Here is a 22,628-nt window from a genome sequence, read left to right as displayed (position 1 = left end):
GGGCGCGCCGTTCGGTCCGAGCCCGCACCTCGTAGGGCAGCCCTGCGGGCGGTACCCGGTGCAGCCGCACGAGAACCTGCCAGGTACCGGCTGTCAGGGGGCCAGGCAGGTAGCCGGGGGTGGCCCAGGCCTCCGTCACCGTGAAGGCGTCACGGGCGCCGCCCGACCAGCCGCGGAAGTCGCCCGCAGGACCGAGGAGTCCGAGATCGAGCACGCCGGTCCGGTGCGGGTAGGCCAGCGTGACGGTGAGGGCGCCGGCATCGGTGCCGACCTCGAAGGGCAGTGTCCGCAGGACGTTCTCGGCGCGCGCCTCCATCGTCCAGGTGCCGCGGTGCACCTGGTCGGCGGCGGTCAAGCGGGCACCTCGGCGGGGGCGGCGGGCGCGGCGCCGACGAGCTCTCCGTCGCGGTAGAGCAGGGCACGGTTCTCGCGGGGCACGGCCCAGCCGCGGGCGCCGAGGGCCGGCTCGTGCTCCTCGGGGACGACGACCTGCACGCTGAGCCCGCCGTCGCACTCCAGGGTGACCAGGTGCGCGCTGCCCAGGTTCTCCACGACGGAGACGGTGCCGCTCAGCGCGTCGTCGACGGCGCGCTCGGACCACCGCAGGTACTCGGGGCGCACTCCGTAGACGACCTTGTCGCCCTCTTCGACGTGCGCCCGCGCGCCGTCGGGCACCGGCAGTGCGCATCCGGCGACGCGCACCGCACCGCCGCCGGCCACCAGTTCGCCGTCGAGCAGGTTCATCGGGGTCGATCCGATGAACGAGGCGACGAACGTGCTGGCGGGGCGGCGGAACACCTCGGTGGGCGTGCCGACCTGGCGCAGTTCGCCGCTCTCCATCACGGCGATGCGGTCGGCCATGGCCAGCGCCTCGGCCTGGTCGTGGGTGACGAAGACGGTGGTGACGCCCAGCTCGCGCTGGAGCTTCTTCAAGAAGGTGCGCGCCTCCAGGCGCATCCGGGCGTCCAGGTTGGACAGCGGCTCGTCGAAGAGGAAGACCCGCGGGTGGCAGGCCATGGCGCGGGCCAGCGCGGCGCGCTGCTGCTGGCCGCCGGAGAGCTGCCCCGGCCTGCGCTCCCCCAGGTGGCCCAGGCCCAGTTCCCCGGCCGTCTCGCGGGCCTTGGCCGCGCGTTCGCTCTTGGCCACCTTCTTGATCTTGAGCGGGTAGGCGATGTTCTCGTGGACCGTCATGTGCGGGAAGAGGGCGTAGTCCTGGAAGACCATGGCGATGTCCCGCTCGCCCGGCGGCAGCGCCGTGACGTCCCTTCCGGCGATGTGGACGCTGCCGCCGGTGGCGTCCTCGAGACCGGCGAGGGTGCGCAGCAGCGTCGACTTGCCGCATCCGGAGGGGCCGAGCAGCGCGAAGAACTCGCCGTCCCGCACGGTCAGGTCGAGATCGCTGAGCGCCCGCACACCCCCGGGATAGACCTTGGCGAGCCGGTTCAGGGTGATGTCTGCCATCAGGCCTTGATCCCTCCGTGGAAACGGAATCCGTAGCGGCGGCTGACGAAGAGGAACATCAGCACGACCGGCAGGGAGTACAGGAGCGAGAAGGTGGAGATGAGAGCCAGGTCGGGCTGGCCGCCCTCGGTGTAGAAGGTGTACATGACGACCGCGGCGGGCGACTTGTCGGGCGACCGCAGCAGCAGGAACGGAATGAGGAAGTTGCCCCACACCTGGGCGACCGTCCACACCCCCACCGTCGCCAGGCCCGGCCGTACGACGGGGACGACCACGTCCCGCAGGACGCGCAGCGGCGAGGCGCCGAAGACCCGCGCCGACTCCTCGTAGGAGCGGGGCGTGGTGTCCATGAAGTCCTTGAGGATGAAGATCGCCGCGGGCAGCAGCCCGCCCGTGAGGACGAGGATGACGCCCAGGTAGCTGTCGACCAGGTTGAGTTCGGCCGCCAGCAGGAAGATCGGCACCATCGCGGCGGTGCCGGTGACGATCGAGGAGAGCAGCAGCAGCGCGTACAGCAGCCCGTCGCGGCCACGGATGTGCACACGGCTGAGCGCGTAGGCGGCCAGCGCGGAGAGCGCGACGACGAGCACGGCGCTGCCGACGGCCAGGACGAGCGAACTGGCCAGCGAGTTGACGGCGTTCGGGTTGTCCCACAGCCGTGCGAAGTTGGCGAGCGTGAAGTCGGGGAGGGAGGCGGTGATGCCGGGGCGCTCGTCGAAGGGCGCGCTGGCCAGCCAGAGCATCGGCAGCGCGAAGAACGCCAGCGCCAGGGCGACCAGGAGGTAGGCGCCGACGCCGCGCAGCAGCGCGCGGACCGGGTCGCGGCCGTCGGCGGCGCGCCGCGGGGTCGCGGCACTCATGCGGTTCCCTCCTTCGCGGCCGGCGCGTCCGCGGGCGGGGCGGCGGGCGCGCCGTCCTCGTCCGTGGGGCCTCCGCTTCCGCGCGCCGCGGTCCGGCGCTTCCCGCTGCCGCGCGCCTTGTTCTTCTGGCCGAGCAGGCGCAGGTAGATGACGGCGACGACCAGGTTGATCAGCAGCATCAGGAAGGAGAGGGCGGCGCCGTAGCCGAGTGCGCCGCTGCCGAGCGCGGTCTTGTAGATGTGCACGGGGAGGGTCTCGGTCGCCCCGTTGGGCCCGCCCGCGGTGATCAGGAAGGGGGTGAAGTCGTTGAACGTCCACAGGCTGATCAGCAGCAGGTTCGTCAGGACGTGGCCGCGGATGCGGGGGAAGACCACGTCGCGCAGTTGCTGCCACCCGCTCGCCCCGGCGAGCCGCGCGGTCTCCAGGTGGGAGGCGGGCACGTTCCCGAGGGCGGCGCTGTAGAGCATCATCGAGAAGGCGCTGCCGCGCCAGATGTTGTAGACGATGATCGACAGCATCGGATGGTCCAGCAGCCAGGCGGCGCCCGGGGTGTGGAGCAGGGTGTTGAGGGTGCCGCCGTCGCGGTCGAGGAAGGCGATCCACAAGAACGCGACGACCGAACTGGGCAGGATCCACGCCAGCATGACGAGCGCTTCGAGAGTGGTCCTGAGCCGGCCCGCGCGCTCCCGCATCCACCAGGCGAGGGCGAAGCCGAGCCCGGCCTGGCCGATGACGGCGGAGCCGAGGACGAACAGCAGGGTCAGCCACAGGGAGTGCAGGAAGTCGTCGTCGCCGAGCGCCCTGGTGACGTTGTCGAGGCCGACGAAGGAGGGGTCGATGGCGGGGATGCCGGTGAGCCGGTAGTCGGTGGCGCCCAGGTACAGCGTCCAGACCGCGGGCAGCACGAGGAAGAGCGCGATCAGGACGAGCGCCGGGGCGACGAAGGCGGCGGCCCTGCGCCTGCCGAGCCCGGCCGCATCCCGCTCGGGCTCGCCGCCCCGGGCGCCGGCGCCGCCGGCGGGCTGTCCGCCCGCCCGGGTGGCGGACTCAGCCGATGACGTGGTCGCTGCCACCGAGCACCTCCAAGAGCTCCTTGCGGTAGGCCTGCGCGGCGCGGCCGGGGTCCTTGCCCGCGACGACCTGCGCCGTGGCCTCCTGGAGCGCGAGGGAGACGGCGGTGTAGGCGGCGAGCGGGGGCCGGTAGGCGGTGACGGGGAGCGCCTTGTCGGCGCAGAAGCGGAGCATGGGGTCCTGGTCGAGGACCGCGTCGTTGACGTCGTCGCGTTCGGTGATCATGGCGCTGTCGCCGAGCCGGGCCTTCAGGGCCGCCGGGGAGTGCAGCGCGGTCAGCAGCTCGAAGGCCGCCCGGGGGTGTCGGGTGTGCGGGTTGAGGACGTGGACGGCGCCGCCGGAGAGGCTGATGTGGTCGCGGCCACCGAGGCCTTCGCCGGGCGCGCGGGCCGGGAAGAGGGCGTATCCGACATCGTTGTCACGGCTTTTCATGGCGGCGGTGCCCGTCTCGGGAGCGATCACGTCCCGCCAGAAGTAGTCCCCCTCGGCGAGGATGCCGAGCCTGCCCTCGGAGAAACGCTCGAAGGACTTGTCGCGCCCCTTGGCCTCCTGCTGGAGCTTCGGATCGCCCAGACCGCTCCCGTACATGTCGCGGTAGAAACCCAGCACCGCACGGAGCTCGGGGGTGTCGCCGTACCACCTGTCCCCCTTGGACACCCATCCGCCCGCGCCCGCCAGCAGCGGCAGAACGCCCTGCATGGTGGTGGCCTCTCCCATGGCGGTACCCGCGTTGACCTGGAGCGGGGTGACGCCCTCCAGCCGCTTGAGCTTGCGGGCCGCGTCGAGGACGTCCCGCCAGCTCGCCGGCTGCCAGTCGGCGGGCAGCCCGGCCTTGCGGAAGAGGGGCTTGTGGAAGTAGAGGACCCGGGCGTCCGTGCCCGCGGGTATGCCGTACAGCTGGTCCTCGAAACGGGCCAGCGAGCGCACCTTGGGGCTGATCTGCCGCCAGCCCTCCCAGTCGGCCATGCCGGGGCCGGCCACCTCACGCAGCGGTTCGATGTAGCGGGCCTGCGCGAACTCGCCCACCCAGATGCCGTCCAGCCCCATGATGTCGGGACCCGCCTGGGCCTTGAGGTCGAGAGCGAGCTTGGTCTTGTACTGCTCGTCGTCGACGCCGCTGGGCAGGAACTCGGCACGCACGTCCGCGCCCTTGGCCCGCTGGTCCTCGACGAAGCGGGGAATGACCCACTTCTCGATCCAGTCCGCCTCGTCGGCGTTCTTGCCGCCCGAGACGGCGTTGGTGGCGAGGGTCAGCGCCACGCCACCGCCCGTGTCCCCGCGTGGATCGAGCGCGCTCCCGCAGCCTGCGAGCGCCGCCGATCCCGCTCCGAGAACGGCGGCTCGCAGGGCGGTTCGCCGCGCGATGACTCCCATCCGGGCCCCTCCTCGCGACAGAGATCGTGCCGGAAGGTTGAAGGCTGACACGGGGCCCGCATGACGTAAAGAGCTGTTGTCCTTACCTCTTCGTCACGACGGCGCCCCGGCGGGCCGCCCTGCGCCGACGGGGCGTTGGTGAGGGGCGCGTCCTCGCCCGGGTGGCGCCTGGCGCGGAGGGGCCGGGGGTACCGGAGGGCACCCCGTCCCGCACTTCCCCCCACGCGCCTTCCGCCGGTTCAGGTGCCGGCCTGCGTGGGCTTGATGCCGACGCCCGCCCACAGGCTCACCTGACCGTCGGTCACCGAGTCGAACCGAGCGGCCCCTGCGGTACGGCTGGTACGGGTCTGGGCGGGAATCGCGCCGTTCTCCGGGCGCCACTTGTGCGCGAGGTGGATACCCGGTTCGAGCAGGTCGAGGCCGGTGAAGAACTTCTCGACGTCCGCGCGGGTGCGGGCCTGGGTCGGGACGCCCTTGGCGTTGTAGATGTCCACCAGCCGGCCGACGCCCTCGGGGTCGATGTCGGCGGTGACATGGGTCAGGCACAGGGCCGAGCCGGGCGACAACGCGGCGAGGAGCCGCGACACGATGCCGTACGGGTCGCGGTCGTCGGGTACGAAGTGCAGCACGGCGTTGACGGACAGCACGACCGGCTGGGTGAGGTCGAGCGTCCGGGACAGCGCACTGTCGCCGAGGATCGACTCGGGCTCGGTGATGTCCCCTTCGACGTACTCCGTACGCCCCTCGGGAGTGCCGTCGAGGAGCGCGCGGGCGTGGGTGAGGACGATGGGGTCGTTGTCGGCGTAGACGACACGCGCCTCGGGGCAGGCGGCCTGGGCCACTTCGTGGAGGTTGGGGCTGGTGGGGATGCCGGTGCCGATGTCGAGGAACTGGCGGAAGCCCTGCCGGGCGAGGGCCCTGGTGGCGCGGTGCATGAAGCCGCGGTTGGCGCGGGCGGCGCTGCGGGCCGCGGGCCAGGCCTTCAGCGCCTCCTCCGCACCCGCCCGGTCCTTCTCGTAGTTGGTCTTGCCGCCCAGGTAGTAGTCGTACATGCGGGCGGAGTGCGGCACCCCCATGCCGAGGTCGCGTCCACTGCGGTCCGTCCGTTGACTGTCGTTCACAAGGGCTCCGATCACGTCGCGTGCTGTCCGGTACACCCTGGCGTGCCAGTGCCGTCACCGCCAGATGGCTGTACGCCACGGGGCGTTCGTTCGTTCGCGCTGTTTCCAGGTGTGCCGGCTACAGGATGCCGAGGCGGTCGCCCGCGTCTGCGTCTACGCCCGCCCGCGGTTCCGCATGGCCGGCCCGCCCTGCTGGTCGCCGGCCAGCCGGCCCGCGGCCGGGCGGGCCGGCGACTCGGCTCGGCACGGCGACTCGGCTCGGCACGGCGACTCAGCTCGGCACGGCGACTCAGCTCGGCACGGCGACTCGGCTCGGGTCCGCGATTCGGCTCGGGCTCGGGTGAGCTCCCGCCGTCCGCCCCGCGGAGCACGCACCGCACCCGACGGTTGCGGGCTGCGGCCGGGCGCGCGGTGGGGTGCCGGGTTCAGCCGGCCGGAGTGCGCTTGTCGGCCGTCACGGCGACGCGGTGCATCACGCGCCGGTGGGGCAGGTAGTCGGCGACCGCGTAGTGCTGTGTCCCGCGGTTGTCCCAGAGGACGACCGTGCCCGCTTCCCACTTGAGGCGGACGTGGAAGTCGGGCCGGTTGATGAGGTCGAACAGGTAGGTCAGGATCCTGGCGCTCTCGGGAGCGGAAAGACCGATCACGAACCGCGTGAACGACTCGCTCACGTTGACGTAGGGACGTCCGGTCACGGGATGGTGCGCGATCACCGGATGCACGGCCGTTCCGGCCCGGGTGAGTGCTTCGCTGATCCCTTCGTCGCCTCCCTGCCGGTAGGCGCCGGTCCGGAACGCTCCCATGTCGTGGACGGCCTCGAGCTGTTCGAGGTCACGCCGCAGCCCCGGGTCGAGGGCGTCGTGCACGGCGAACATGCCGGCCCACAGCGTGTCGCCGCCGACAGGAGGGACTTCCACCGCCTGCAGGATCGAGGCGAAGGGCGGTTGGCGCCGGTAGGTCATGTCGGAGTGCCACTCGGCAGCGTCAGGCTTGTCTTCGCCACCCCACGTCAGTACGACGACGTCCTCGTGGTCCGGGTGGGTCGCGTAGGAGTGGTGACGGGCGCCGAGAGTGCCCAGCGCGTCTCCGAGCTGCACCAGGTGTCTCGCGTCGAGGCCGGCGTTCGGGAAGATCAGGACGGAGTGCTCGATCAGGGCGGTGTGCACCATGTCGGCGGTCTCTTCGGAGACGTCACCGTTTTCCAGCGGCAGTGTCGCCGTCGCGCCGAGTGCGGGTGTGAGTCGGTTGCAGAAAAGCCTCATGCTGGGAGGCTAGGAGGCCGCCGCCGGGTCGGACAGACGTCGGCTGGCTGGCCTGGCCCAACCAGAGGTTGGGGTGAGTGTCGAAGAGGAGGGCGTACTGTGCGCTTGCTGGTCCGCGACGTCCGACAGGTGCAGCGGCTCGTCGTTCTCGAAGCGGTGGGCCGCCTCGGCAGCTTCGCCGCGGCGGCGGCCGAGCTCGGCATGTCCCAGCCCGCGGTCTCCAAGCAGATGAAGGCCCTGGAGAACTCGTTGCGGACCGCGCTGTTCGACCGGGACGCCAACCGCTCGCGGATGACGCGGGACGGGGCCCTCCTGCACCAGACCGTCACCGAGGCGTTCGACATCCTCGAGGCCCGGTTGTCCCGGCTGCGGGGGCGCGCCGACCAGTTGCGCGTCGCGGTACAGCCGTCGGTCGCCGAGAGCTGGTTCGTGCCGCGCCTGGGGGACGTGCGCGCCGCGGTCGCACCGACGGACGTACACCTCACCATCTTCGACTCCGAGCACGAGCTCGCCGGCATCGACCACGACGTGAGCGTGCGTTTCGGCGACGGCCCGGCGCCGGGGTCGTGCGCGGAGCCGCTGGTGACCGAGTCGGTGGTCCCCGTCGCCTCTCCCGAGCTCGCCGACAACCTCGGCCTCACCCCGCACTCCCCGGCCGACGCCCTGCTCACGGCACCCCTGCTGCACGTCGACCACACCGGCCGGAGCTGGCAGGACTGGGGGTCCTGGTTCGCCGGGAACGGCCTGACGTACAGCGCCCCTGCCGGCACAGTCGTGTACCCGACGTACGGGAGTGCCGTCCCGCTCGCCATCAGCGGCAACGGCGTCCTGCTGAGCTGGCGCACGCTCATGGGCGACCATCTGCGGCGCGGGCTGCTGCGCGAAGTGGGCCCGGTGGTCACGCGGCCCAGTCGGGGCTACTTCGTGCAGTGGTCTCCCGCGCTCACGCGCGACGCCGGATTCCAGCGCTTCCGCACGTGGCTGAGGACCACGGTCTCCAGCCAGGAGGAGGAAGACCTCCGGCGCTAGCCCCCTCCAGCGTCTCCGGGGGCGGGCGGGGCGGGGCCCCGCAGGGCCCGCGCCGGGTCACCGCACGCGGCGTCTGCCGGTGCGGGTGGTGATGCGGTAGGCCGCCCACAGGAAGGCGATCAGGGCGACGACGATACCGATGATCAGCAGATAGAAGAGGCCCTTGAGGACCGCGCCGAGGATGCCCAGCGCGATCGCCACGAGGACCAGGAACAGGAACAGCGCCATCTCACCCTCCTCTGCTCAGCGGCGCGCCAGGCGGCGTTCGCCGCCCGCGCCCGGGGCGTACTCCAGTTCGTAGTGCGCGAAGACGGACGGTTCGTCCTCGGCGGCGAGCACATCGTCGGTTCCGAGGGACGGGGCGTCCTTCACCTGGCTCTTGGGGTACCTGACCTTGAGGCACTGAGGACCGACGGTGGCTCCCGCCAGGGGAACGAAGACCAGGCGGTGGCGGGTGGGCATGCCCACGGTCACGGTGGCGAAGGAGGGCTGGTCGGTGGCCGTGTCCACGTACACCGACTCCAGCGAGCCGATCCTGCCGCCGCTCTCGTCGACCACGTCGTGCCCGCGCCACTCCCGGATGTCGTCCGGTTCGAACATCTTTCCTCCACATTCGGGGGGCCTGTCTCCATAGTGGCACCGCTTTCCGCACAGCACCCGGCGGTCTGGCCCGGGCGGGACGCCGCTGGTACGGTCCTGACCCGCTCGCAGCCTCAGACGCTTGGACGGGGGGCGCGTATGGACAGGCACGGCGGCGCCGGGCGAGCACGCCTGCCCGCGCTCCTCGCGCTGCTCGCCGTGCTGGTCACGGCGTGCGGCGCGCTGACCCCGGGGACCGCGGCCGACCCCGACCGGCCCAGGACGGTGCCGTCCGACACGGCCGTGCCCAGGGAGGACATCACCCTCACGCTCACCTTCGCGGACGCTCCCGCGCTGGTGGACGCGCTGGCGGCGGCGTTCCACGAGAAGCATCCGCACATCACGATCGAGCCGCGGTACACGCAGTTCGCCGATTACGTCAAAAGCCTCAAGCTCACCATGGCCTCGGACACGGCGCCCGATCTGGCCCAGTTCGCCGTCGGCATGGACGACGTCGCCGCGCGCGGCGACATCCTGGACCTGGGCCCGTACCGGGACGCCTACGGATGGCGGAAGAAGTTCCCGGCGGCCGGTCTCGACCAGCTCACTGGGTCCGGTGAACGCGCCGCCGAGGGGGATCACCTGTACGGGGTACCGGCCGGGCTGTCGATGACGGGGATCTACTACAACAAGGAGCTGGCGCGGAAGGCGGGGATCACCCGGCCGCCGCGCACGCTGGCCGAGTTCGACCGGCAGCTGGCCGCCGTCAAGAAGGCCGGGATGACTCCGCTGGGTGTCGGCGCGCTCGACTCGGGCGGGCTGCACCTGTGGGCGGCGCTGCTCAACAACGCGATGGCGCCCGAGGAGTACCGCGACTGGGTCAAGGGGGCTGAGGGCGCCACCATCGAGACCGAGGAGGCGCTGGCGGCCACCGCGAAGCTGGCGGAGTGGAGCCGTAAGGGCTATGTCGACGAGGCCGCGGGCGGGACCACCCAGAACGACTCCACCGGCGCGTTCGTGCGCGGCCACAGCGTCTTCCTCGTCAACGGCAACTGGGCGGCGGGGCAGCTGTCCCAGGCCATGGGCAAGAAGGCGGGGTTCTTCCTGATGCCCGCCGCCCGCGAGGGCGCCCGTGCCGTCTCCTCGGGCTTCAGCGTCTCGTACGCGCTCTCGTCGCGCACCGAGCATCCGCGGGCCGCGGGCGCCTTCCTCGACTTCCTCGCGTCGAAGGAGGCGCAGAAGATCGTCGCCGCGAACGGTTTCCTGCCGGTCGACGAGGAGGCCGTGCCCGTGCCGAAGGGCGTGCTGGGTGAGGTGGCGCGGGCTCACCGGCGGGTCACCGACGACGACGGCATGAACCACTTCCCCGACTTCACCGCGCCGGGCATGCTCGACCCGCTGCGGGCCGGCGTGCAGAAACTCCTCGCGGACCGGACGACGCCGAAGGCCTTTCTGGCCTCGCTCCAGGACGTGTGGGACGAGCGGTACGGGAGCGGACGATGACGGCGGCCACAGGCCCGCGGGTGGGACGCGGCCGGAACGGGCGCCGCGGGGGCCGTGGAGGCCGCGCCTGGCGCGGTTACCTCTACGTCCTGCCGGCTGCCGCCGTCTATCTGGCGTTCGCCGTGCTGCCCGCCCTGCACACCGCCTACCTGTCGCTGTTCGAGTGGGACGGGGTGACGCTGGGCGAGTGGGCGGGGCTGCGCAACTACCGGGAGGTGTTCACCGATCCGGCGCTGCGCGGCGCGGTGTTCAACGCGCTGGTCCTCGTCGTGTTCTTCGCTTTCCTGCCGATCCTGGCGGGACTGGCGATGACAGGGCTGCTCTCCCTGCCCCGGGCCTCGCTCGGGGGTGCCGGCCCCCGGCGCCGGGGCCTCGGCGTCTACCGGCTGCTTTTCATGCTGCCGCAGGTGGTGCCGCTGGTCGCGGTGGGGGTGACCTGGCGGTGGCTGTACGGCGAGGACGGGCTGGTCAACGAGACGCTGGGCGGGATCGGGCTCGGCGGCTGGGCGCGGCCGTGGCTGGGCGACTTCGACTGGGCGCTGGTCGCGGTGGGACTGGTGGGCACCTGGGTGCTCAGCGGGCTGTGCATGATGCTGTTCCTGGCGGGGGTGCACAAGATCGACCCGCAGGTGTACGAGGCGGCGCGGCTGGACGGCGCGGGCCCGGTGCGGGAGTTCGTCTCGGTGACTCTTCCGCAGCTGCGCGGCGAGTTGGCCGTGGCGCTGACGGTGACCACGGTCGCCGCGCTGGCCAGCTTCGACATCGTCTACGTCACCACCGGCGGCGGTCCTGGCGAGGAGACGACCGTGCCGGGGCTGCTGGTCTACAAGCTGGCGTTCTCCGAGGGGAAGGTGGGGCTGGCCGCGGCGCTGGGAGTGGTGCTGAGTCTGCTGATCCTGGTGCTGGTCTACGTCATCAACCGGCTGTCGCGGACGGAGGGGACGTGAGGCGTGGGGGCGCGGGTATGAACAGGGCGGGCACCGCGTACCGGACGGAGCGCTGGTCCGGGTACGTGCTGCTGACGGCGGGGGCGATCGTCGTCGTCATTCCGTTCCTCAGCGTCTTCCTGGCGTCCATGCAGCCCTCGGGTGAACCGGTCGTCGGCATGGAGTGGCCACAGCGCTGGAGCCTGGACAACTACCGGCAGGCATGGACGGTGGCGGGCTTCTCCTCGCTGATGCGGTCCAGTGCGCTCATCGCCGTCGGCGTGGTGCCGGCCTCGCTGGTGCTGGCCGGGCTCGCCGGGTACGCGCTGGGCACGATGCGGCTGCCCGGCGGTGACGGGGTGGCGGCGCTGTTCGTGGCGGGGCTGACGATCCCGGTGGAACTCATCGTCGTCCCGCTCTACTTCGACCTGCGCGGCATCGGGCTGACCGACTCCTACCTGGGCGTCATCCTGGTGGAGATCGCGCTGTTCCTGCCGTTCAGCGTCTTCTGGATGCGGACGCACTTCCGCACCACTCCCTTGGAGCTGGTGGAGGCGGCACGGATCGACGGGGCGTCCTCGTGGACGATTCTGTTCAGGGTCCTGCTGCCGCTGGCGAGGCCCGCCCTGACGACGCTGGGGGTGCTGGTGTTCATGTGGTCGTGGAACCAGTTCCTGCTGGTGCTGGTGCTCATCCAGGACGCGACCAAGCGCACCGCTCCGGCGGGGCTCGGGTTCTTCGTGGGGCAGAACAACACGGACGTACCGATGCTGGCGGCGGGCACGATCCTGGTGATGCTGCCCATCACGATCGTGTACGTGCTCTTCCAGCGGAGCTTCGTCGCCGGTCTGTTGCAGGGGGCCTTCAAGGGCTGAACCACACCGGTCACGAGCACAGCAGTTCGAACGTCGACCAGTGGTTCCGACCCGCGTCCCCGCCACTTCCGGCCGTTGCGGCCGAAAAGAACGGGGCGCGAGCGAAAGACCCTGCCCCTCCCGGGTGAGTTCACCGGTTGTTCACCGAAAGCGCGGCGGTTCGTCACACAGCGTGGGTGACGATGGAGACCTCCAGACGTGACCGGCGAACCGGGGAGGGGGCCATGCGTCGCTGTGTGACCGCCGTACGGGCGTGCGTCCACGCCTTCGCGGTGCTCCTCGCCCTGCTGCTGGCCGCCCAGGGGGCGAGCGCCCTCCCGTCGGCGACGGCCGAACGCGCGCCCGCCGCCGCCCAGTCCTCGGCGCTCTCGGCGCCGGGCGAGGTCGAGCACGAGAACACCGGCTGCCAGGCACGCCGCGCCGTGCGCACCCCCACCTCGCCGCCGCCTCCCGGCGAACGTCCCCTGTTCGCGGGCTGCCGAGCGGCCCAGTCCCTCGCCGCCACGCACACCAGCGCGCTGCCCGAGACCGGGAGCGCGGGCGTGCCGTGGAGCAGATCCGTCGAGGTCCCCGTCCTGCACCAGGTGTTCCGGCGCTGAGCACGGCCGCGGCACCCGGGTACGCGTGACCCCCGTCCTTCCGCAGCGACGTCCGGCGACGTCGCCTGCGACGCGGCGCGGGGCCCGATCCGGACTGCCGCCCTCGGCTCACTCACCGAAGTCCCACCGGAACGCAAGGTCATCGCATGCGCTCTCTGCTCCCTTACACCCGTGCTTTCCCCGCACGCGTCCGTGACCGCTCCGACGAAGCCGAGCGCTACGCGCGGCTGGCGGACGGCCAGTCCCCCGAAGCCCTCTTCCTCACCTGCTCCGACTCGCGGGTCCAGCCCGCCGTCTTCGCCGGAGCCCTGCCGGGGCAGCTGTTCGAGCTGCGCACGGCGGGCAATGTCGTACCGCCCTACGCCGACGGGCACCCCACCGCCGAGGCCGCCACGATCGAGTACGCGGTACGCGTGCTGGAGGTGCCCGAGATCGTGGTGTGCGGCCACTCGCACTGCGGGGCGGTCGGCGCGCGGGTGCGCGGCGACGACCTGGCGGCCGTGCCCGCCGTCGACGGCTGGCTGACCACCCAACTGGCGCCCGTGGAGGAACTGGCGGGCGACGGCGACGAACGGAACCGCCCCGATGTGGCCACCGCCGTCCAGCGCCACGTACGGGTCCAGCTCGCACGGCTGCGCGGCTACCCGTGCGTGGCCGAACGGGAGGCGGCCGGGCAGCTCGGGCTGCGCGGCTGGTTCTACACCGTCCACACCGGCCAGGTGCTCGAACTGGACGCGCGCACCGACGCGTTCCTCCCGCTGTGAGGGGTTCCGCCATGACGCACACGACACACACGGACAACGCCGGGCGCCGCTCCTCCCTGACCGCCCGGCTCAACCCCTTCCGCAGCCGCGGCAGCCTGCGGGCCGACTTCACCGCCTCGCTCGTCGTCTTCCTCGTCGCCCTGCCGCTGTGCGTGGGCATCGCCGTCGCCTCCGGCGTCCCGGCCGAACTCGGGCTGGTCACCGGCATCGTGGGCGGGCTGGTCACCGGGTTGCTGCCCGGCAGCAGTCTCCAGGTCAGCGGCCCCGCAGCGGGGCTCACGGTGCTCGTCTTCGAGGCCGTGCGCACCTACGGGCTCAGCGGCCTGGGGGTGCTGGTGCTCGCCGCCGGGCTGCTGCAACTGCTGATGGGCGCGCTGCGGCTGGGCCGCTGGTTCCGCGCCATCTCCGTCTCCGTCGTCCAGGGCATGCTCGCCGGGATCGGCCTGGTGCTGATCGCCGGCCAGCTCTACGCGCTGGCCGACGCGAAGGCTCCGGCCGGCGGCCCCGACAAGCTGCTCGGTCTGGGCGCGCTGGTGGTGGACACGGCGGCCGACAACGAGGCCCTGATCGCGGTCGCCCTCGGCGCGGCCACCGTGGCGGTGCTGCTGCTGTGGCCCAGGTGGCGGGCCGCCTCGCGGGTGCTGCCCGCTCCGCTGGCCGCCGTCCTGCTCGCCACGGGCGTGACCGCCGGATTCGACCTGCCGGTGGCACGGGTGGAGGTGCAGGGCCTCTTCGACTCCGTCCAGCCGCCCGCACTCGCCGACTTCTCTTCGCTGGCCTCCGTCGGCATGCTCAGCACCGTCCTGGCCTTCACCCTGATCGCCTCCGCCGAGTCGCTGTTCAGCGCCGCCGCCGTCGACCGGCTGCACGACGGCCCCCGCACCCGCTACGACAAGGAGCTGATGGCCCAGGGCGCCGGCAACACCGTGTGCGGTGTGCTCGGGGCGCTGCCGATGACCGCCGTCATCGTCCGCAGCTCGGCGAACGTGTCGGCCGGTGCCAGGACGAAGGCCTCCCGCGTGCTGCACGGCGTCTGGCTGCTGCTGTTCGCCGCCGCCTTCCCCGCCGCGCTCGGCATGATCCCGCTCTGCTCGCTGGCCGGGGTACTGCTGCACGCGGGCTGGAAGCTGATTCCGCTCAAGGACCTGGGGCCGATGTGGCGCCGGCACCGGGCCGAGGCCGTGGTGCTGGCCGTCACGGCGCTGGCGATCGTCCTGACCGACATGTTCAAGGGCGTGCTGCTGGGGCTGCTGATGGCGGTGGTCAAGACCGCGTGGGAGACCTCGCACGTCCAGGTGGAGACCGAGGACCCCGGCGAAGGGCGGCCGTTGCGCGTCCTGGTCCAGGGCAACGCCACCTTCCTGCGGCTGCCCAAACTCCAGGACCAGTTGGAGGCGCTGCCCGCCGGCCGCCGCGTGGAGCTGCGGCTGGAGAAACTGCGGCACGTGGACCACGCCTGCGCGCTGGCGCTCTCGCAGTGGGAGGAGCAGCACAACAGGGTCGCGGCCCGCACGGAGCCTGTCCACCGGGAGGAGAGCACTTCTAGCATGATCGGATGACACGATTCGAGGGGTACACCGCGCTGGTGACCGGGGCAGGGCAGGGCATCGGAGCGGCCGTCGCACGCCGCCTCGCGACGGAGGGCGCACGCGTCCTGGTCACCGACCGGGACGCGGAGCGCGCCCGCGCGGTGGCGGCGGCCGTCCGCGCCGACGGCGGAACCGCCGAGGCACACGCCTGCGACGTGCGGGACGCGGCTGCCGTGGAGGCCGCCGTCGCCCGCGCCGCCGAGGCCTTCGGCTCGCTGGACGTGCTGGTCAACAACGCCTACTCCTGCCACCGCGACCCGGACCGCTTCGAGGAGTGGGACGAGGCGGCCTGGTACGAGGACTTCGAGGTGACCCTGCACGGCGCGGCCCGGTGCGCCCGGGCCGCGCTGCCGCTGCTGGCCGCGGCCCCGGGCCGGGGCGCGATCGTCAGCGTCGGCTCCGTCAACGCCGAAGCGCACTTCGGTGAGCACGCCTACAGCGCCGCCAAGGCGGGGCTGGCCTCACTGACCCGCACGCTCGCCGTCGAGTCGGCCCCGCGCGGCGTGCGGGTCAACCTCGTCGAACCGGGCACCGTACGCACCGACGTGTGGCGGGGGCGGGAGACGATGCTGGAGGAGGTCTCGGCCCACTATCCGCTCGGCCGCGTCGGTGAGCCGTCCGACATCGCGGCGGCCGTCGCCTTCCTGGCGTCCTCGGACGCCGCCTGGATCACCGGCGTCTCACTGCCGGTCGACGGGGGGCTGCTGGTGTCCAACCTGGCGATGAACCGCACCATGGCGCACGGCTGAGAGCGACGCCGGGGCGCGTGAGCGGAGCGCCCCCCGAGCGGAGCGCGCCCCCGAGCGGGGCGCGCCGCCGTCATGCGCCAGCGGCATCCCACCAGGCCGCCCGTCGCGGATACTGGGGCCATGCGCGTTGCGGTGATGACGGCGGGCTCCCGGGGGGACATCGCGCCCTACACGGGGCTCGCGCACGGCCTGGCCGCCGCCGGGCACGAGGTCACGGTGGCCACCCACGCCTCCTTCGGCCCGCTGGTCGAGGCGGCGGGCGTGGGCCTGTGTCCGCTCCCCGTCGACCCCAGGGCCGCACTGGAGTCCGGGCGCGGCCGGGCCCTGCACGACGCTTCCACCGGCGCCGGCAAGATACTGCGGCTGCTCGCCATGGCCAGGGCGCTGGTCGGCGACATGGCGCCGCCGCTGGCCGCGCTCGCCCGCGAGAGCGACGCGCTGGTGTGCTCCAGTTCGCTGGCGCCGCTCGGTCACGCCCTGGGCGAGGGCCTGGGGGTGCCCAGCCTCGGCGCCTTCCTCCAACCGCTGCACGCCACACGGGAGTTCGGCCCCTCGGTGCTCGGCGCCCGCTCCTACGGGCCGTGGGGCAACCGGCTCGCCGGGCACTTGGGCAACGTCGCGGTGGACCGGGTCTTCGCCGAGACGGTACGGACCACCCTGCGCGGCCTGCCCGCCGCTCCGCCCGGCGCGGCGCGCGCCGCGAACCACCGGACGCGGGAGCGGCAGCGGTGGCCCGTGCTGCACGGGTTCAGCCCCACGGTGGTGCCCAGGCCGCGCGACTGGCGGCCCGGCCTGGAGGTGTGCGGCTACTGGTGGCCCCACGACCCGCCCGGGGCGCGCCTGCCCGACCGGGTTGAGAGGTTCCTCGCGGCGGGCGATCCTCCCGTCTTCGTCGGTCTGGGCAGCGCCACGGTGCCCGACTCCGCGCGCACCAGCGCGACGGTGGTGCGGGCGCTGCGTGCTGCGGGGCTGCGCGGGGTGGTGCAGCGCGGCTGGGCCGGGCTGCTGGCTCAGGAGGCGGACGATCTGCTGACCGTCGAGGAGGTGCCGCACTCCCTGCTCTTTCCCCGTATGGCCGCCGTCGTGCACCACTGCGGCGCGGGCACGACCGCCGCGGGGCTGCGCGCCGGGGTGCCCGCCGTGCCCGTGCCCGTCCAGTTCGACGCGGGATTCTGGGCGTCGCGCCTGGTCGCACTGGGCGTGGCGCCGCGCGTGGTGCCGCTGCGCGCTCTGACGGCCGACCGGCTGGCCGCCGCGCTGGGGGCCGCCGTCCGCGACCCGTCCCATGCCCGCCGCGCCCGTCAGGTGGCGGCCCGCGTGCGCGCGGAGGACGGCACGGGCGCCGTGGTCGCGGCCGTCGGCGCGCTCACCGCACGGCGGCGGTGAGCCGGTCGCGGGCTGGGTACGGGCCTGGGCCGGTGCGGGTCCGAGTCGGGCGGAAGTCGCCTGGGTGCCGCTGCGGACCCGGGGTGGCCTGACGCCTCGGCGACGTGTGGGCGGCCGGTCGGAACTGCTAGCGTGTAAGCTATGACGACCAGCATGGACCATTACACCTATGAGGTCGGAGCCGGTGTCCCCGACGTCGAGACCTTCCGCGCGCTGCGCCACGCGTGCGGAATGGGGCCGAGGTCCGTCGAGGCCGTGGCGCGCGGCCTGCCGGGCACCTGGTACGGCGTGGTGGTCGAGGCGGTGCCCACCGGCGAGAAGGAGGCCGCCGGGCGGATCGTCGGCATGGGGCGGGTGATCGGCGACGGAGGCTCCTGCTTCCAGATCGCGGACGTGTGCGTCCTGCCCGCGCACCAGGGCAGAGGGCTCGGCAAGCGGATCATGGCGGAGCTGACCGGCGCACTGGAGCGGCGCGCCCCGGCCGGCGCCTACGTCTCCCTCATCGCCGACGGCGACGCGCACCACCTCTACAGCCGCTTCGGTTTCGTCGAGACGGCACCGCAGTCCGTCGGCATGCACCGCAAGGTCTGACCGGGCTCCGGGACTCGCACGGCGATCCCCGCTGCCTTCCCCGCCGCGCGCGGCGGGGAAGGCAGCGGGAGGCAACCGGCCCCGGTGGTTACCGCTCGCAGGTGAGGGAGCCTTCGGCGGCGCCCTCGATCAGCTTCTCGTGGGCCGCCCGCAATCGGTCCACGTCCGGCTTGACGACCTGGCGGTCGTAGGTGAGCAGGCCGTTCAGCTCCCCCTCCAGGTCGGTGATCTGGGTGTAGACGGCGCCGCTGCTGCCCTGGCAGGCGGCGAACTGCTCGACCTCGGCCAGCTTCGCCAGGTACGCGTCGGTGTACGCGTCCTTCTCCACCCCGACGTAGGTGTGCCGCACGGGCCAGGCGTGGCCCGGCACGGCGAGCCCCAGGCCGCCGTACTCGCCGCTCACCAGCGCCCGTTGCCCGTCGGGTTCTGGCAGCTGTGCGCTCGGGTAGCCGTGCGCGTCGGAGATGTCGCCGTTGCCGCCGTCGACCGCGCCGCAGCAGTTGTGCCCGCTCATGTTGTTCACCAGCCGCGTCGGGTCGAGCCCCTTGGCGTAGTCGGCGACGCGGGCCTGGTCGTACTGGCCCCAGCCCTCGTTGAAGGTGACCCACATGATCACCGAGGGGTGGCTGTCGTGCTGCCGGATCATCTCCCGCATCTCGTGCTCGTACTGGGCGCGGGCCGCGCTGCCTGGCGTGCGGTCCGAGCGCATGGAGGGCATGTCCTGCCACACCAGCAGGCCGAGCCGGTCGGCGTGGTAGAACCAGCGGTCGGGTTCGACCTTGATGTGCTTGCGTACGGAGTTGAAGCCCATCTCCTTGTGCTGCTCCAGGTCGAACGCGAGTGCCTCGTCGGTGGGCGCCGTGTGCAGGCTCTCGGGCCAGAAGCCCTGGTCGAGCGTGGCCATGGAGAAGACGGGCTCGCCGTTGAGCACCATGCGCCGCTGGCCGTCGACCGTCTCGACGGAGATCTCGCGCATGCCGAAGTAGCTCTCGACGGTGTCGGCGGAACGCCCCTGGCCCACCCGTACGGTGAGGGTGTACAGGTGCGGGTCGTCGGGCGACCACAGGTGCGGTTTCGGCACGGGCACCTCGAAGGGCTCGGCGCCGCTGCCGGTGGCGCGGCCGACCTCCTTCTTCCCGTCGTAGGCGATGGCGGTGACGGGCACGCCGTCGCGCACGCCGCGCGCGGTGACGGCGACCTGCTCACCGGACAGGTCGGGGGTGGTCTGCACGTCGGTCGTGTGGTCGGCGGCGACCGGTTCCATCCACACGGTCTGCCAGATGCCGGAGGAGGGGGTGTACCAGATGCCCTCGGGGCTCAGCCGCTGCTTGCCGACGGGCGGGTTGGGTCCTTCGGCGTCGTCGGTCGGGTCGTAGACGCCGACGACGAGCTCCTGTCGGCCGCCGGGCTTCAGCGCGTCGGTGACGTCGGCGGTGAAGCGGTCGTAGCCGCCCTTGTGCGTGGCGACCCGCTTGCCGTTGACGTAGACCGTGGCCTGCCAGTCGACGGCGTCGAAGGTGAGGTGGAGCCGCTTGCCCCGGGCACCGTCGCTCACCTTCCAGCTCTTGGGCACGGTGAACGTGCGCTTGTACCACATCCGTTCCTCGTGCCGTTCGACACCGGAGAGCCGGGATTCGACGGGGTAGGGCACCAGGATCTTCTCGTCCAGCCGCTTGTGGCGCCCGACCGGCGGCGCCTGGCCCTTCTCCGCTCCGGCGAACTGCCAGGTGCCGTTGAGGTTCTTCCACTTGTCGCGCTTCAGCTGGGGCCTGGGGTACTCGGGCAGCGCGTTGCCGGGACCGACGTCCTTGGCCCAGCGGGTGGACAGCTGGTACTCGGAGCGGTTGTCGCCGCCCGCCCGGAAGGCGCCGATCGCTTCGCCGTCCGCGCCGGCCAGACCGCCCTCGCCGTCGTAGCGCAGCTCGGCGGTTCCGCCTTGCCCGACGACCGGTTCGGTGAGCGGGACGAGGAGCGCGTAGGGGTCGTCCTCGGCGGCCCTGGCCTGCCCCAGCGGCCATTCGGCGCCGCCGATGACGGCCTTAAGATGGTCGCGCAGCGCGGCGGGCGGGGCGGCGAGGCGCTGCGGGAAGCGGAGTTGGAGGGTGCGCCCCGAGGCGAGGACGTGCATCTCGGCGGGGCCGTCGTAGTCGAAGCCCTCGGGGAGGGTGAAGGCGGACTGCGGTACGGCCGTCTTCTTCCCGCCGGGCGGCGTCCAGCGCAGGTGGAGGTTGGAGCCGCCGTCCTCCTCGAAGTACTCGACCTTGAGGTCGTAGGCCCGTCCCGCGGTCAGTTCGACGGGCTCGGAGGTGATCTCCTTGTCCCAGTCGGCGACCCAGTGGTCGATGACGAGTTCGTCGCCGACCCACACGCGGAAACCGTTGTCGCCGGTGACGTGGAAGGTGTGGTCGCCCGTCCTGTCCGGGGTGAGCCGTCCGGTCCAGCGGACGCTGGCGTGGTCGCTGCGGCCCGCCCGCTCGGACAGCCGCGGCTCCAGGTCGTCGAAGTCGAGTGCGGGGTCGACGGCGGTGGCCTGGAGGGTGCCGAAGTCGTGGGCGCCGGGGGCGCTCTGTGTCCAGTACTCGCCCTTGAGGCCGTGCACCACGGGCGGGTCGTCGGTCGCGGCGGCGGCCGACGGTCCGGAGCCGAGTGCAGCGGCCAGGAGGGCGAGGAGTGCGAGGGCGGCGGTGAGCGCCGCAGGCCAGGGATGTGCGCGTCTCACGGGTACCTCCGGGTGGGTGCGGTGGTGCGCTCCGTGCGGGTCCGGCGAACAGAGGCTCTGACATCGTTGTCAGAGTGCGACCCTGTAGGTCACTGTCGGAAAATGTTGGAACACGCGCAGTACGCATGAGAGCACGCGGTGTCAGGGACTGTCCAGAGTCCCGACACCCGGCCACCCGGAGCCGCGACACCTCGCCGGATCCACCACACGACACCCGCCGGATCCACCACGCACGCCCCCGGCCCCGCGCACGAGCCGTGCACGGCGAGGGGCCCGGACCGTCGGGCCCGGGCCCCTCCACGCCGCTCGGCGGGAACGACCGCCTCAGACGTCCACACCCCGGTTGCGCAGCCACGGCACCGGGTCGACACCGGAGCCGGCCTCGGGCGTGACCCGGACCTCGAAGTGCAGGTGCGGCCCCGTCGAGTTGCCCGTGTTGCCGGACAGCCCGATGCGCTCCCCCGCACGCACGTGGGCGCCCTTCTTGGTCTGGATACGGGAGAGGTGCGCGTACTGGGTGTAGTAGCCGTTCGGGTGCCGGATGACGATGTGGTTGCCGAACGGACCGCCGCACTCCGTCTTGACGACGGTGCCCGCGCCGACCGCCCGCACCGGCGTCCCGACCCCCACGGCGAAGTCCTGCCCCGTGTGGCTGTGCGCCCAGCGCTTGCCCGAGGAGGCGAAGCCCGCGGAGAGCGTGTACCCCTTCACGGGCTTCACCCACTTCGCGTCGCTGTGCCCGCGCTTGGCCGGCGGAGGGCTGTAGGCGCAGCCGCCGGACGAGGCGGCGGGCACCGCCCTGAGCGCCGCGCGCGTCACAGGCCCCGCGGCGCGAGCCGCCCGGTCCGCGCGCTCCTGCCGCAGCCGCGCCCTGGCCTGCGCGAGCCGCCGCTCGACGGTGCGCTCGGCGCGCTGCTGACGCGCGGCGTCCGCCTTCAGCCTGCCCAGCAGGGCACGTTCGTGTGCCCGGTCGCGCACGAGTCGGCGCTGGGTGTCCCTGGTGGTGTGCAGCAGCCGCCGGAAGGCATGGTCGCCCTGGCGCTGGGAGCGCAGCCTGCCGAGCAGGGCCTCGGGCGACGAGGTCGTCAGCAGGCGGGTACTGGGGGCCCAGCCGCCCTGCTGGTACTGCAGGCGCGCCACGGCGCCGAGCTGCCTGTGCAGGGTGCGCAGTCGCCGCTCGCCCCGGTGGACGGCGCGTGCGGCGTGCCGGGCGGCGGCCCGCTGCGCGGACGCCTTGCGCTGGGCGGCCTCGAACCGCGCGGAGGCGGCGGTGGCCTCGCGGTAGAGGGCGGCGATCCGGTCGGGCAACGGCTGCGCGGCCTCGGAGGGACCCTTCGCCGGGGCGGCTCCCGTGGCGTGCGGCGCACCACCGGCGAGCACCGCGGCGCACAGCAGCGCGGCCAGTGGAGCCGCCGCCCGTCTCTTTCGTACGGCCTGAGTCATGGCACGATCGTGCGTCCGCGCACCCCGTGGGACGGGTCATGCGGGCGCGGCACGCGGGCGGCTTGGGCCGTTCGACGCAGCAGACTGTCGCCGGGACGGGTGCTTTTCGGGCCGGCCTGATAGCCGGGCCGAGCCGGTCCGGCGCCCCGCGCACCTCTCCGGCGGCCCCGCGGGCCTCCCCCGCCGAAAACTTGTTTCACAGTACACGGAAGTGCATGATGTGTGCATGCATAAGCGGGTTATGGACTCGGCGGCTCCCCAGGAGGAGCCGGAGGAGCTGATCATCGCCGTCGAGCAGATGGTCCGCTACGTACGCCGCAGCGCCACCGCGGGCGACCTGAGCACCGCGGCCGGCCAGGCACTGGCCCGCCTCGGCCGCGAGGGCCCGCAACGGCTGACCGAACTGGCCAGGGCCGAGGGCGTCTCGCAGCCGAACATGACCCAGCTCATCACCCGGATGGAGCGCGCCGGACTCGTCCGGCGCACCGCGGACACCAGCGACGGGCGCGGCGTGCTCGTGGAGGCCACCGACGCGGGCCTCGGGCTCTTCCACCGGCGCCGCGCCGAGCGCGCCCAGGCGCTCGAAGAGCTCCTCGGCGAGCTGAGCGAGCCCGAACAGCGCGCGGTGCGCGTCGCGCTGCCGGCCCTCGCCCGCGCGATCCAGGGCCGCAGGCCCGGCCCCTGACCCCGCGCTCCTCCCGTCCCTTCACCTCCCTCCCTCCACCTC

General features: G+C 72.8%; 21 protein-coding genes and 1 pseudogene. 11 read left to right on the top strand and 11 right to left on the bottom strand.

Going from position 1 to position 22,628, the window contains the following annotated elements:
* The 7 genes and pseudogenes from AB8Z75_RS13555 to AB8Z75_RS13525 form a co-directional block, all read right to left on the bottom strand.
* Positions 1 to 355 (bottom strand): annotated as a pseudogene (locus AB8Z75_RS13555) (PHP domain-containing protein); the annotation flags it as partial.
* Positions 352 to 1,461, bottom strand: a complete 1,110-nt coding sequence (locus tag AB8Z75_RS13550) for an ABC transporter ATP-binding protein (protein ID WP_369201744.1) — start codon at positions 1,459 to 1,461, stop codon at positions 352 to 354. The pseudogene AB8Z75_RS13555 and the gene AB8Z75_RS13550, both read right to left, overlap by 4 nt.
* Positions 1,461 to 2,321 (bottom strand): carbohydrate ABC transporter permease, encoded by an 861-nt coding sequence (locus AB8Z75_RS13545; RefSeq protein ID WP_369201743.1) that lies wholly within the window; start codon positions 2,319 to 2,321, stop codon positions 1,461 to 1,463. The genes AB8Z75_RS13550 and AB8Z75_RS13545 overlap by 1 nt, the downstream gene beginning before the upstream one ends.
* Positions 2,318 to 3,394: a carbohydrate ABC transporter permease gene (locus AB8Z75_RS13540; RefSeq protein WP_369201742.1), complete on the bottom strand. Its 1,077-nt coding sequence runs from the start codon at positions 3,392 to 3,394 to the stop codon at positions 2,318 to 2,320. Before AB8Z75_RS13540 ends, AB8Z75_RS13545 begins: the two co-directional genes overlap by 4 nt.
* Positions 3,369 to 4,766, bottom strand: coding sequence for an extracellular solute-binding protein (locus tag AB8Z75_RS13535; protein WP_369201741.1), 1,398 nt, complete (start codon positions 4,764 to 4,766; stop codon positions 3,369 to 3,371). Before AB8Z75_RS13535 ends, AB8Z75_RS13540 begins: the two co-directional genes overlap by 26 nt.
* Positions 4,767 to 5,005: 239 nt before the next feature.
* Positions 5,006 to 5,842: an SAM-dependent methyltransferase gene (locus AB8Z75_RS13530; RefSeq protein ID WP_369201746.1), complete on the bottom strand. Its 837-nt coding sequence runs from the start codon at positions 5,840 to 5,842 to the stop codon at positions 5,006 to 5,008.
* Positions 5,843 to 6,312: 470 nt separating this feature from the next.
* Entirely contained in the window at positions 6,313 to 7,149 is an 837-nt protein-coding gene (locus tag AB8Z75_RS13525; protein WP_369201740.1) for a TauD/TfdA dioxygenase family protein, read from the bottom strand.
* Positions 7,150 to 7,248: 99 nt separating this feature from the next.
* Here AB8Z75_RS13525 and AB8Z75_RS13520 point away from each other — a divergent pair, with 99 nt between their 5' ends.
* Positions 7,249 to 8,178 carry a LysR substrate-binding domain-containing protein gene (locus AB8Z75_RS13520; protein ID WP_369201739.1) on the top strand — a complete coding sequence of 310 codons (930 nt, stop codon included), beginning with the start codon at positions 7,249 to 7,251 and terminating at the stop codon, positions 8,176 to 8,178.
* Positions 8,179 to 8,235: 57 nt separating this feature from the next.
* On the opposite strand, the gene AB8Z75_RS13515 is transcribed toward AB8Z75_RS13520, so the two are convergent.
* Positions 8,236 to 8,406 (bottom strand): hypothetical protein, encoded by a 171-nt coding sequence (locus AB8Z75_RS13515; RefSeq protein WP_181856226.1) that lies wholly within the window; start codon positions 8,404 to 8,406, stop codon positions 8,236 to 8,238.
* A gap of 15 nt (positions 8,407 to 8,421) precedes the next feature.
* Positions 8,422 to 8,778 carry a PRC-barrel domain-containing protein gene (locus tag AB8Z75_RS13510; RefSeq protein ID WP_369201738.1) on the bottom strand — a complete coding sequence of 119 codons (357 nt, stop codon included), beginning with the start codon at positions 8,776 to 8,778 and terminating at the stop codon, positions 8,422 to 8,424.
* 138 nt (positions 8,779 to 8,916) lie between these two features.
* Between AB8Z75_RS13510 and AB8Z75_RS13505 the strand changes: the two genes are divergently transcribed.
* From AB8Z75_RS13505 to AB8Z75_RS13465, 9 genes are all read left to right on the top strand, one after another.
* Entirely contained in the window at positions 8,917 to 10,260 is a 1,344-nt protein-coding gene (locus AB8Z75_RS13505; protein ID WP_369201737.1) for an extracellular solute-binding protein, read from the top strand.
* On the top strand, positions 10,257 to 11,207 hold the full coding sequence (locus AB8Z75_RS13500; RefSeq protein ID WP_369201736.1) for a carbohydrate ABC transporter permease: 951 nt from the start codon (positions 10,257 to 10,259) through the stop codon (positions 11,205 to 11,207). Before AB8Z75_RS13505 ends, AB8Z75_RS13500 begins: the two co-directional genes overlap by 4 nt.
* Positions 11,208 to 11,224: 17 nt before the next feature.
* Entirely contained in the window at positions 11,225 to 12,061 is an 837-nt protein-coding gene (locus tag AB8Z75_RS13495) for a carbohydrate ABC transporter permease (protein ID WP_369201735.1), read from the top strand.
* A gap of 224 nt (positions 12,062 to 12,285) precedes the next feature.
* Entirely contained in the window at positions 12,286 to 12,660 is a 375-nt protein-coding gene (locus AB8Z75_RS13490; RefSeq protein ID WP_369201734.1) for a hypothetical protein, read from the top strand.
* A gap of 146 nt (positions 12,661 to 12,806) precedes the next feature.
* A complete protein-coding gene (locus AB8Z75_RS13485; protein ID WP_369201733.1) occupies positions 12,807 to 13,424 on the top strand; it encodes a carbonic anhydrase in 618 nt (205 codons plus the stop codon).
* 11 nt (positions 13,425 to 13,435) lie between these two features.
* The gene (locus AB8Z75_RS13480) at positions 13,436 to 14,983 is read left to right on the top strand and encodes a SulP family inorganic anion transporter (RefSeq protein WP_369201732.1); all 1,548 of its coding nucleotides are present in this window, start codon (positions 13,436 to 13,438) and stop codon (positions 14,981 to 14,983) included.
* Positions 14,980 to 15,762 (top strand): SDR family NAD(P)-dependent oxidoreductase, encoded by a 783-nt coding sequence (locus AB8Z75_RS13475; protein ID WP_369201731.1) that lies wholly within the window; start codon positions 14,980 to 14,982, stop codon positions 15,760 to 15,762. Before AB8Z75_RS13480 ends, AB8Z75_RS13475 begins: the two co-directional genes overlap by 4 nt.
* 120 nt (positions 15,763 to 15,882) lie before the next feature.
* Entirely contained in the window at positions 15,883 to 17,148 is a 1,266-nt protein-coding gene (locus tag AB8Z75_RS13470; protein ID WP_369201730.1) for a glycosyltransferase, read from the top strand.
* Positions 17,149 to 17,289: 141 nt separating this feature from the next.
* On the top strand, positions 17,290 to 17,739 hold the full coding sequence (locus AB8Z75_RS13465; RefSeq protein ID WP_369201729.1) for a GNAT family N-acetyltransferase: 450 nt from the start codon (positions 17,290 to 17,292) through the stop codon (positions 17,737 to 17,739).
* Positions 17,740 to 17,827: 88 nt separating this feature from the next.
* Here AB8Z75_RS13465 and AB8Z75_RS13460 read toward each other — a convergent pair whose 3' ends face one another.
* Both AB8Z75_RS13460 and AB8Z75_RS13455 read right to left on the bottom strand, forming a co-directional pair.
* Positions 17,828 to 20,398 carry a PA14 domain-containing protein gene (locus AB8Z75_RS13460; RefSeq protein ID WP_369201745.1) on the bottom strand — a complete coding sequence of 857 codons (2,571 nt, stop codon included), beginning with the start codon at positions 20,396 to 20,398 and terminating at the stop codon, positions 17,828 to 17,830.
* A gap of 384 nt (positions 20,399 to 20,782) precedes the next feature.
* Entirely contained in the window at positions 20,783 to 21,901 is a 1,119-nt protein-coding gene (locus tag AB8Z75_RS13455) for a M23 family metallopeptidase (protein ID WP_369201728.1), read from the bottom strand.
* A 226-nt stretch (positions 21,902 to 22,127) separates the two neighbouring features.
* On the opposite strand from AB8Z75_RS13455, the gene AB8Z75_RS13450 reads away from it, so the two are divergent.
* Positions 22,128 to 22,586, top strand: a complete 459-nt coding sequence (locus tag AB8Z75_RS13450; RefSeq protein ID WP_369201727.1) for a MarR family winged helix-turn-helix transcriptional regulator — start codon at positions 22,128 to 22,130, stop codon at positions 22,584 to 22,586.
* The last annotated feature ends 42 nt before the right edge of the window (positions 22,587 to 22,628 follow it).

Origin of the sequence: Streptomyces sp. PU-14G (assembly GCF_041028275.1) — a bacterium.
In the GTDB taxonomy this organism is placed as follows: Bacteria; Actinomycetota; Actinomycetes; order Streptomycetales; family Streptomycetaceae; genus Streptomyces.
The sequence above is the reverse complement of the archived record's forward strand: the minus strand, read 5'-3'. Positions and strand labels throughout refer to the sequence as shown.

What these genes read in the sequence shown, in the direction of transcription:
- AB8Z75_RS13550 (WP_369201744.1), bottom strand. Translation starts at nt 1,461, where the DNA reads ATGGCAGACATCACCCTGAACCGGCTCGCCAAGGTCTATCCCGGGGGT.
- AB8Z75_RS13545 (WP_369201743.1), bottom strand. Translation starts at nt 2,321, where the DNA reads ATGAGTGCCGCGACCCCGCGGCGCGCCGCCGACGGCCGCGACCCGGTC.
- AB8Z75_RS13535 (WP_369201741.1), bottom strand. Translation starts at nt 4,766, where the DNA reads ATGGGAGTCATCGCGCGGCGAACCGCCCTGCGAGCCGCCGTTCTCGGA.
- AB8Z75_RS13530 (WP_369201746.1), bottom strand. Translation starts at nt 5,842, where the DNA reads ATGGGGGTGCCGCACTCCGCCCGCATGTACGACTACTACCTGGGCGGC.
- AB8Z75_RS13525 (WP_369201740.1), bottom strand. Translation starts at nt 7,149, where the DNA reads ATGAGGCTTTTCTGCAACCGACTCACACCCGCACTCGGCGCGACGGCG.
- AB8Z75_RS13515 (WP_181856226.1), bottom strand. Translation starts at nt 8,406, where the DNA reads ATGGCGCTGTTCCTGTTCCTGGTCCTCGTGGCGATCGCGCTGGGCATC.
- AB8Z75_RS13510 (WP_369201738.1), bottom strand. Translation starts at nt 8,778, where the DNA reads ATGTTCGAACCGGACGACATCCGGGAGTGGCGCGGGCACGACGTGGTC.
- AB8Z75_RS13505 (WP_369201737.1), top strand. Translation starts at nt 8,917, where the DNA reads ATGGACAGGCACGGCGGCGCCGGGCGAGCACGCCTGCCCGCGCTCCTC.
- AB8Z75_RS13500 (WP_369201736.1), top strand. Translation starts at nt 10,257, where the DNA reads ATGACGGCGGCCACAGGCCCGCGGGTGGGACGCGGCCGGAACGGGCGC.
- AB8Z75_RS13495 (WP_369201735.1), top strand. Translation starts at nt 11,225, where the DNA reads ATGAACAGGGCGGGCACCGCGTACCGGACGGAGCGCTGGTCCGGGTAC.
- AB8Z75_RS13490 (WP_369201734.1), top strand. Translation starts at nt 12,286, where the DNA reads ATGCGTCGCTGTGTGACCGCCGTACGGGCGTGCGTCCACGCCTTCGCG.
- AB8Z75_RS13485 (WP_369201733.1), top strand. Translation starts at nt 12,807, where the DNA reads ATGCGCTCTCTGCTCCCTTACACCCGTGCTTTCCCCGCACGCGTCCGT.
- AB8Z75_RS13480 (WP_369201732.1), top strand. Translation starts at nt 13,436, where the DNA reads ATGACGCACACGACACACACGGACAACGCCGGGCGCCGCTCCTCCCTG.
- AB8Z75_RS13475 (WP_369201731.1), top strand. Translation starts at nt 14,980, where the DNA reads ATGACACGATTCGAGGGGTACACCGCGCTGGTGACCGGGGCAGGGCAG.
- AB8Z75_RS13470 (WP_369201730.1), top strand. Translation starts at nt 15,883, where the DNA reads ATGCGCGTTGCGGTGATGACGGCGGGCTCCCGGGGGGACATCGCGCCC.
- AB8Z75_RS13465 (WP_369201729.1), top strand. Translation starts at nt 17,290, where the DNA reads ATGACGACCAGCATGGACCATTACACCTATGAGGTCGGAGCCGGTGTC.
- AB8Z75_RS13455 (WP_369201728.1), bottom strand. Translation starts at nt 21,901, where the DNA reads ATGACTCAGGCCGTACGAAAGAGACGGGCGGCGGCTCCACTGGCCGCG.
- AB8Z75_RS13450 (WP_369201727.1), top strand. Translation starts at nt 22,128, where the DNA reads ATGCATAAGCGGGTTATGGACTCGGCGGCTCCCCAGGAGGAGCCGGAG.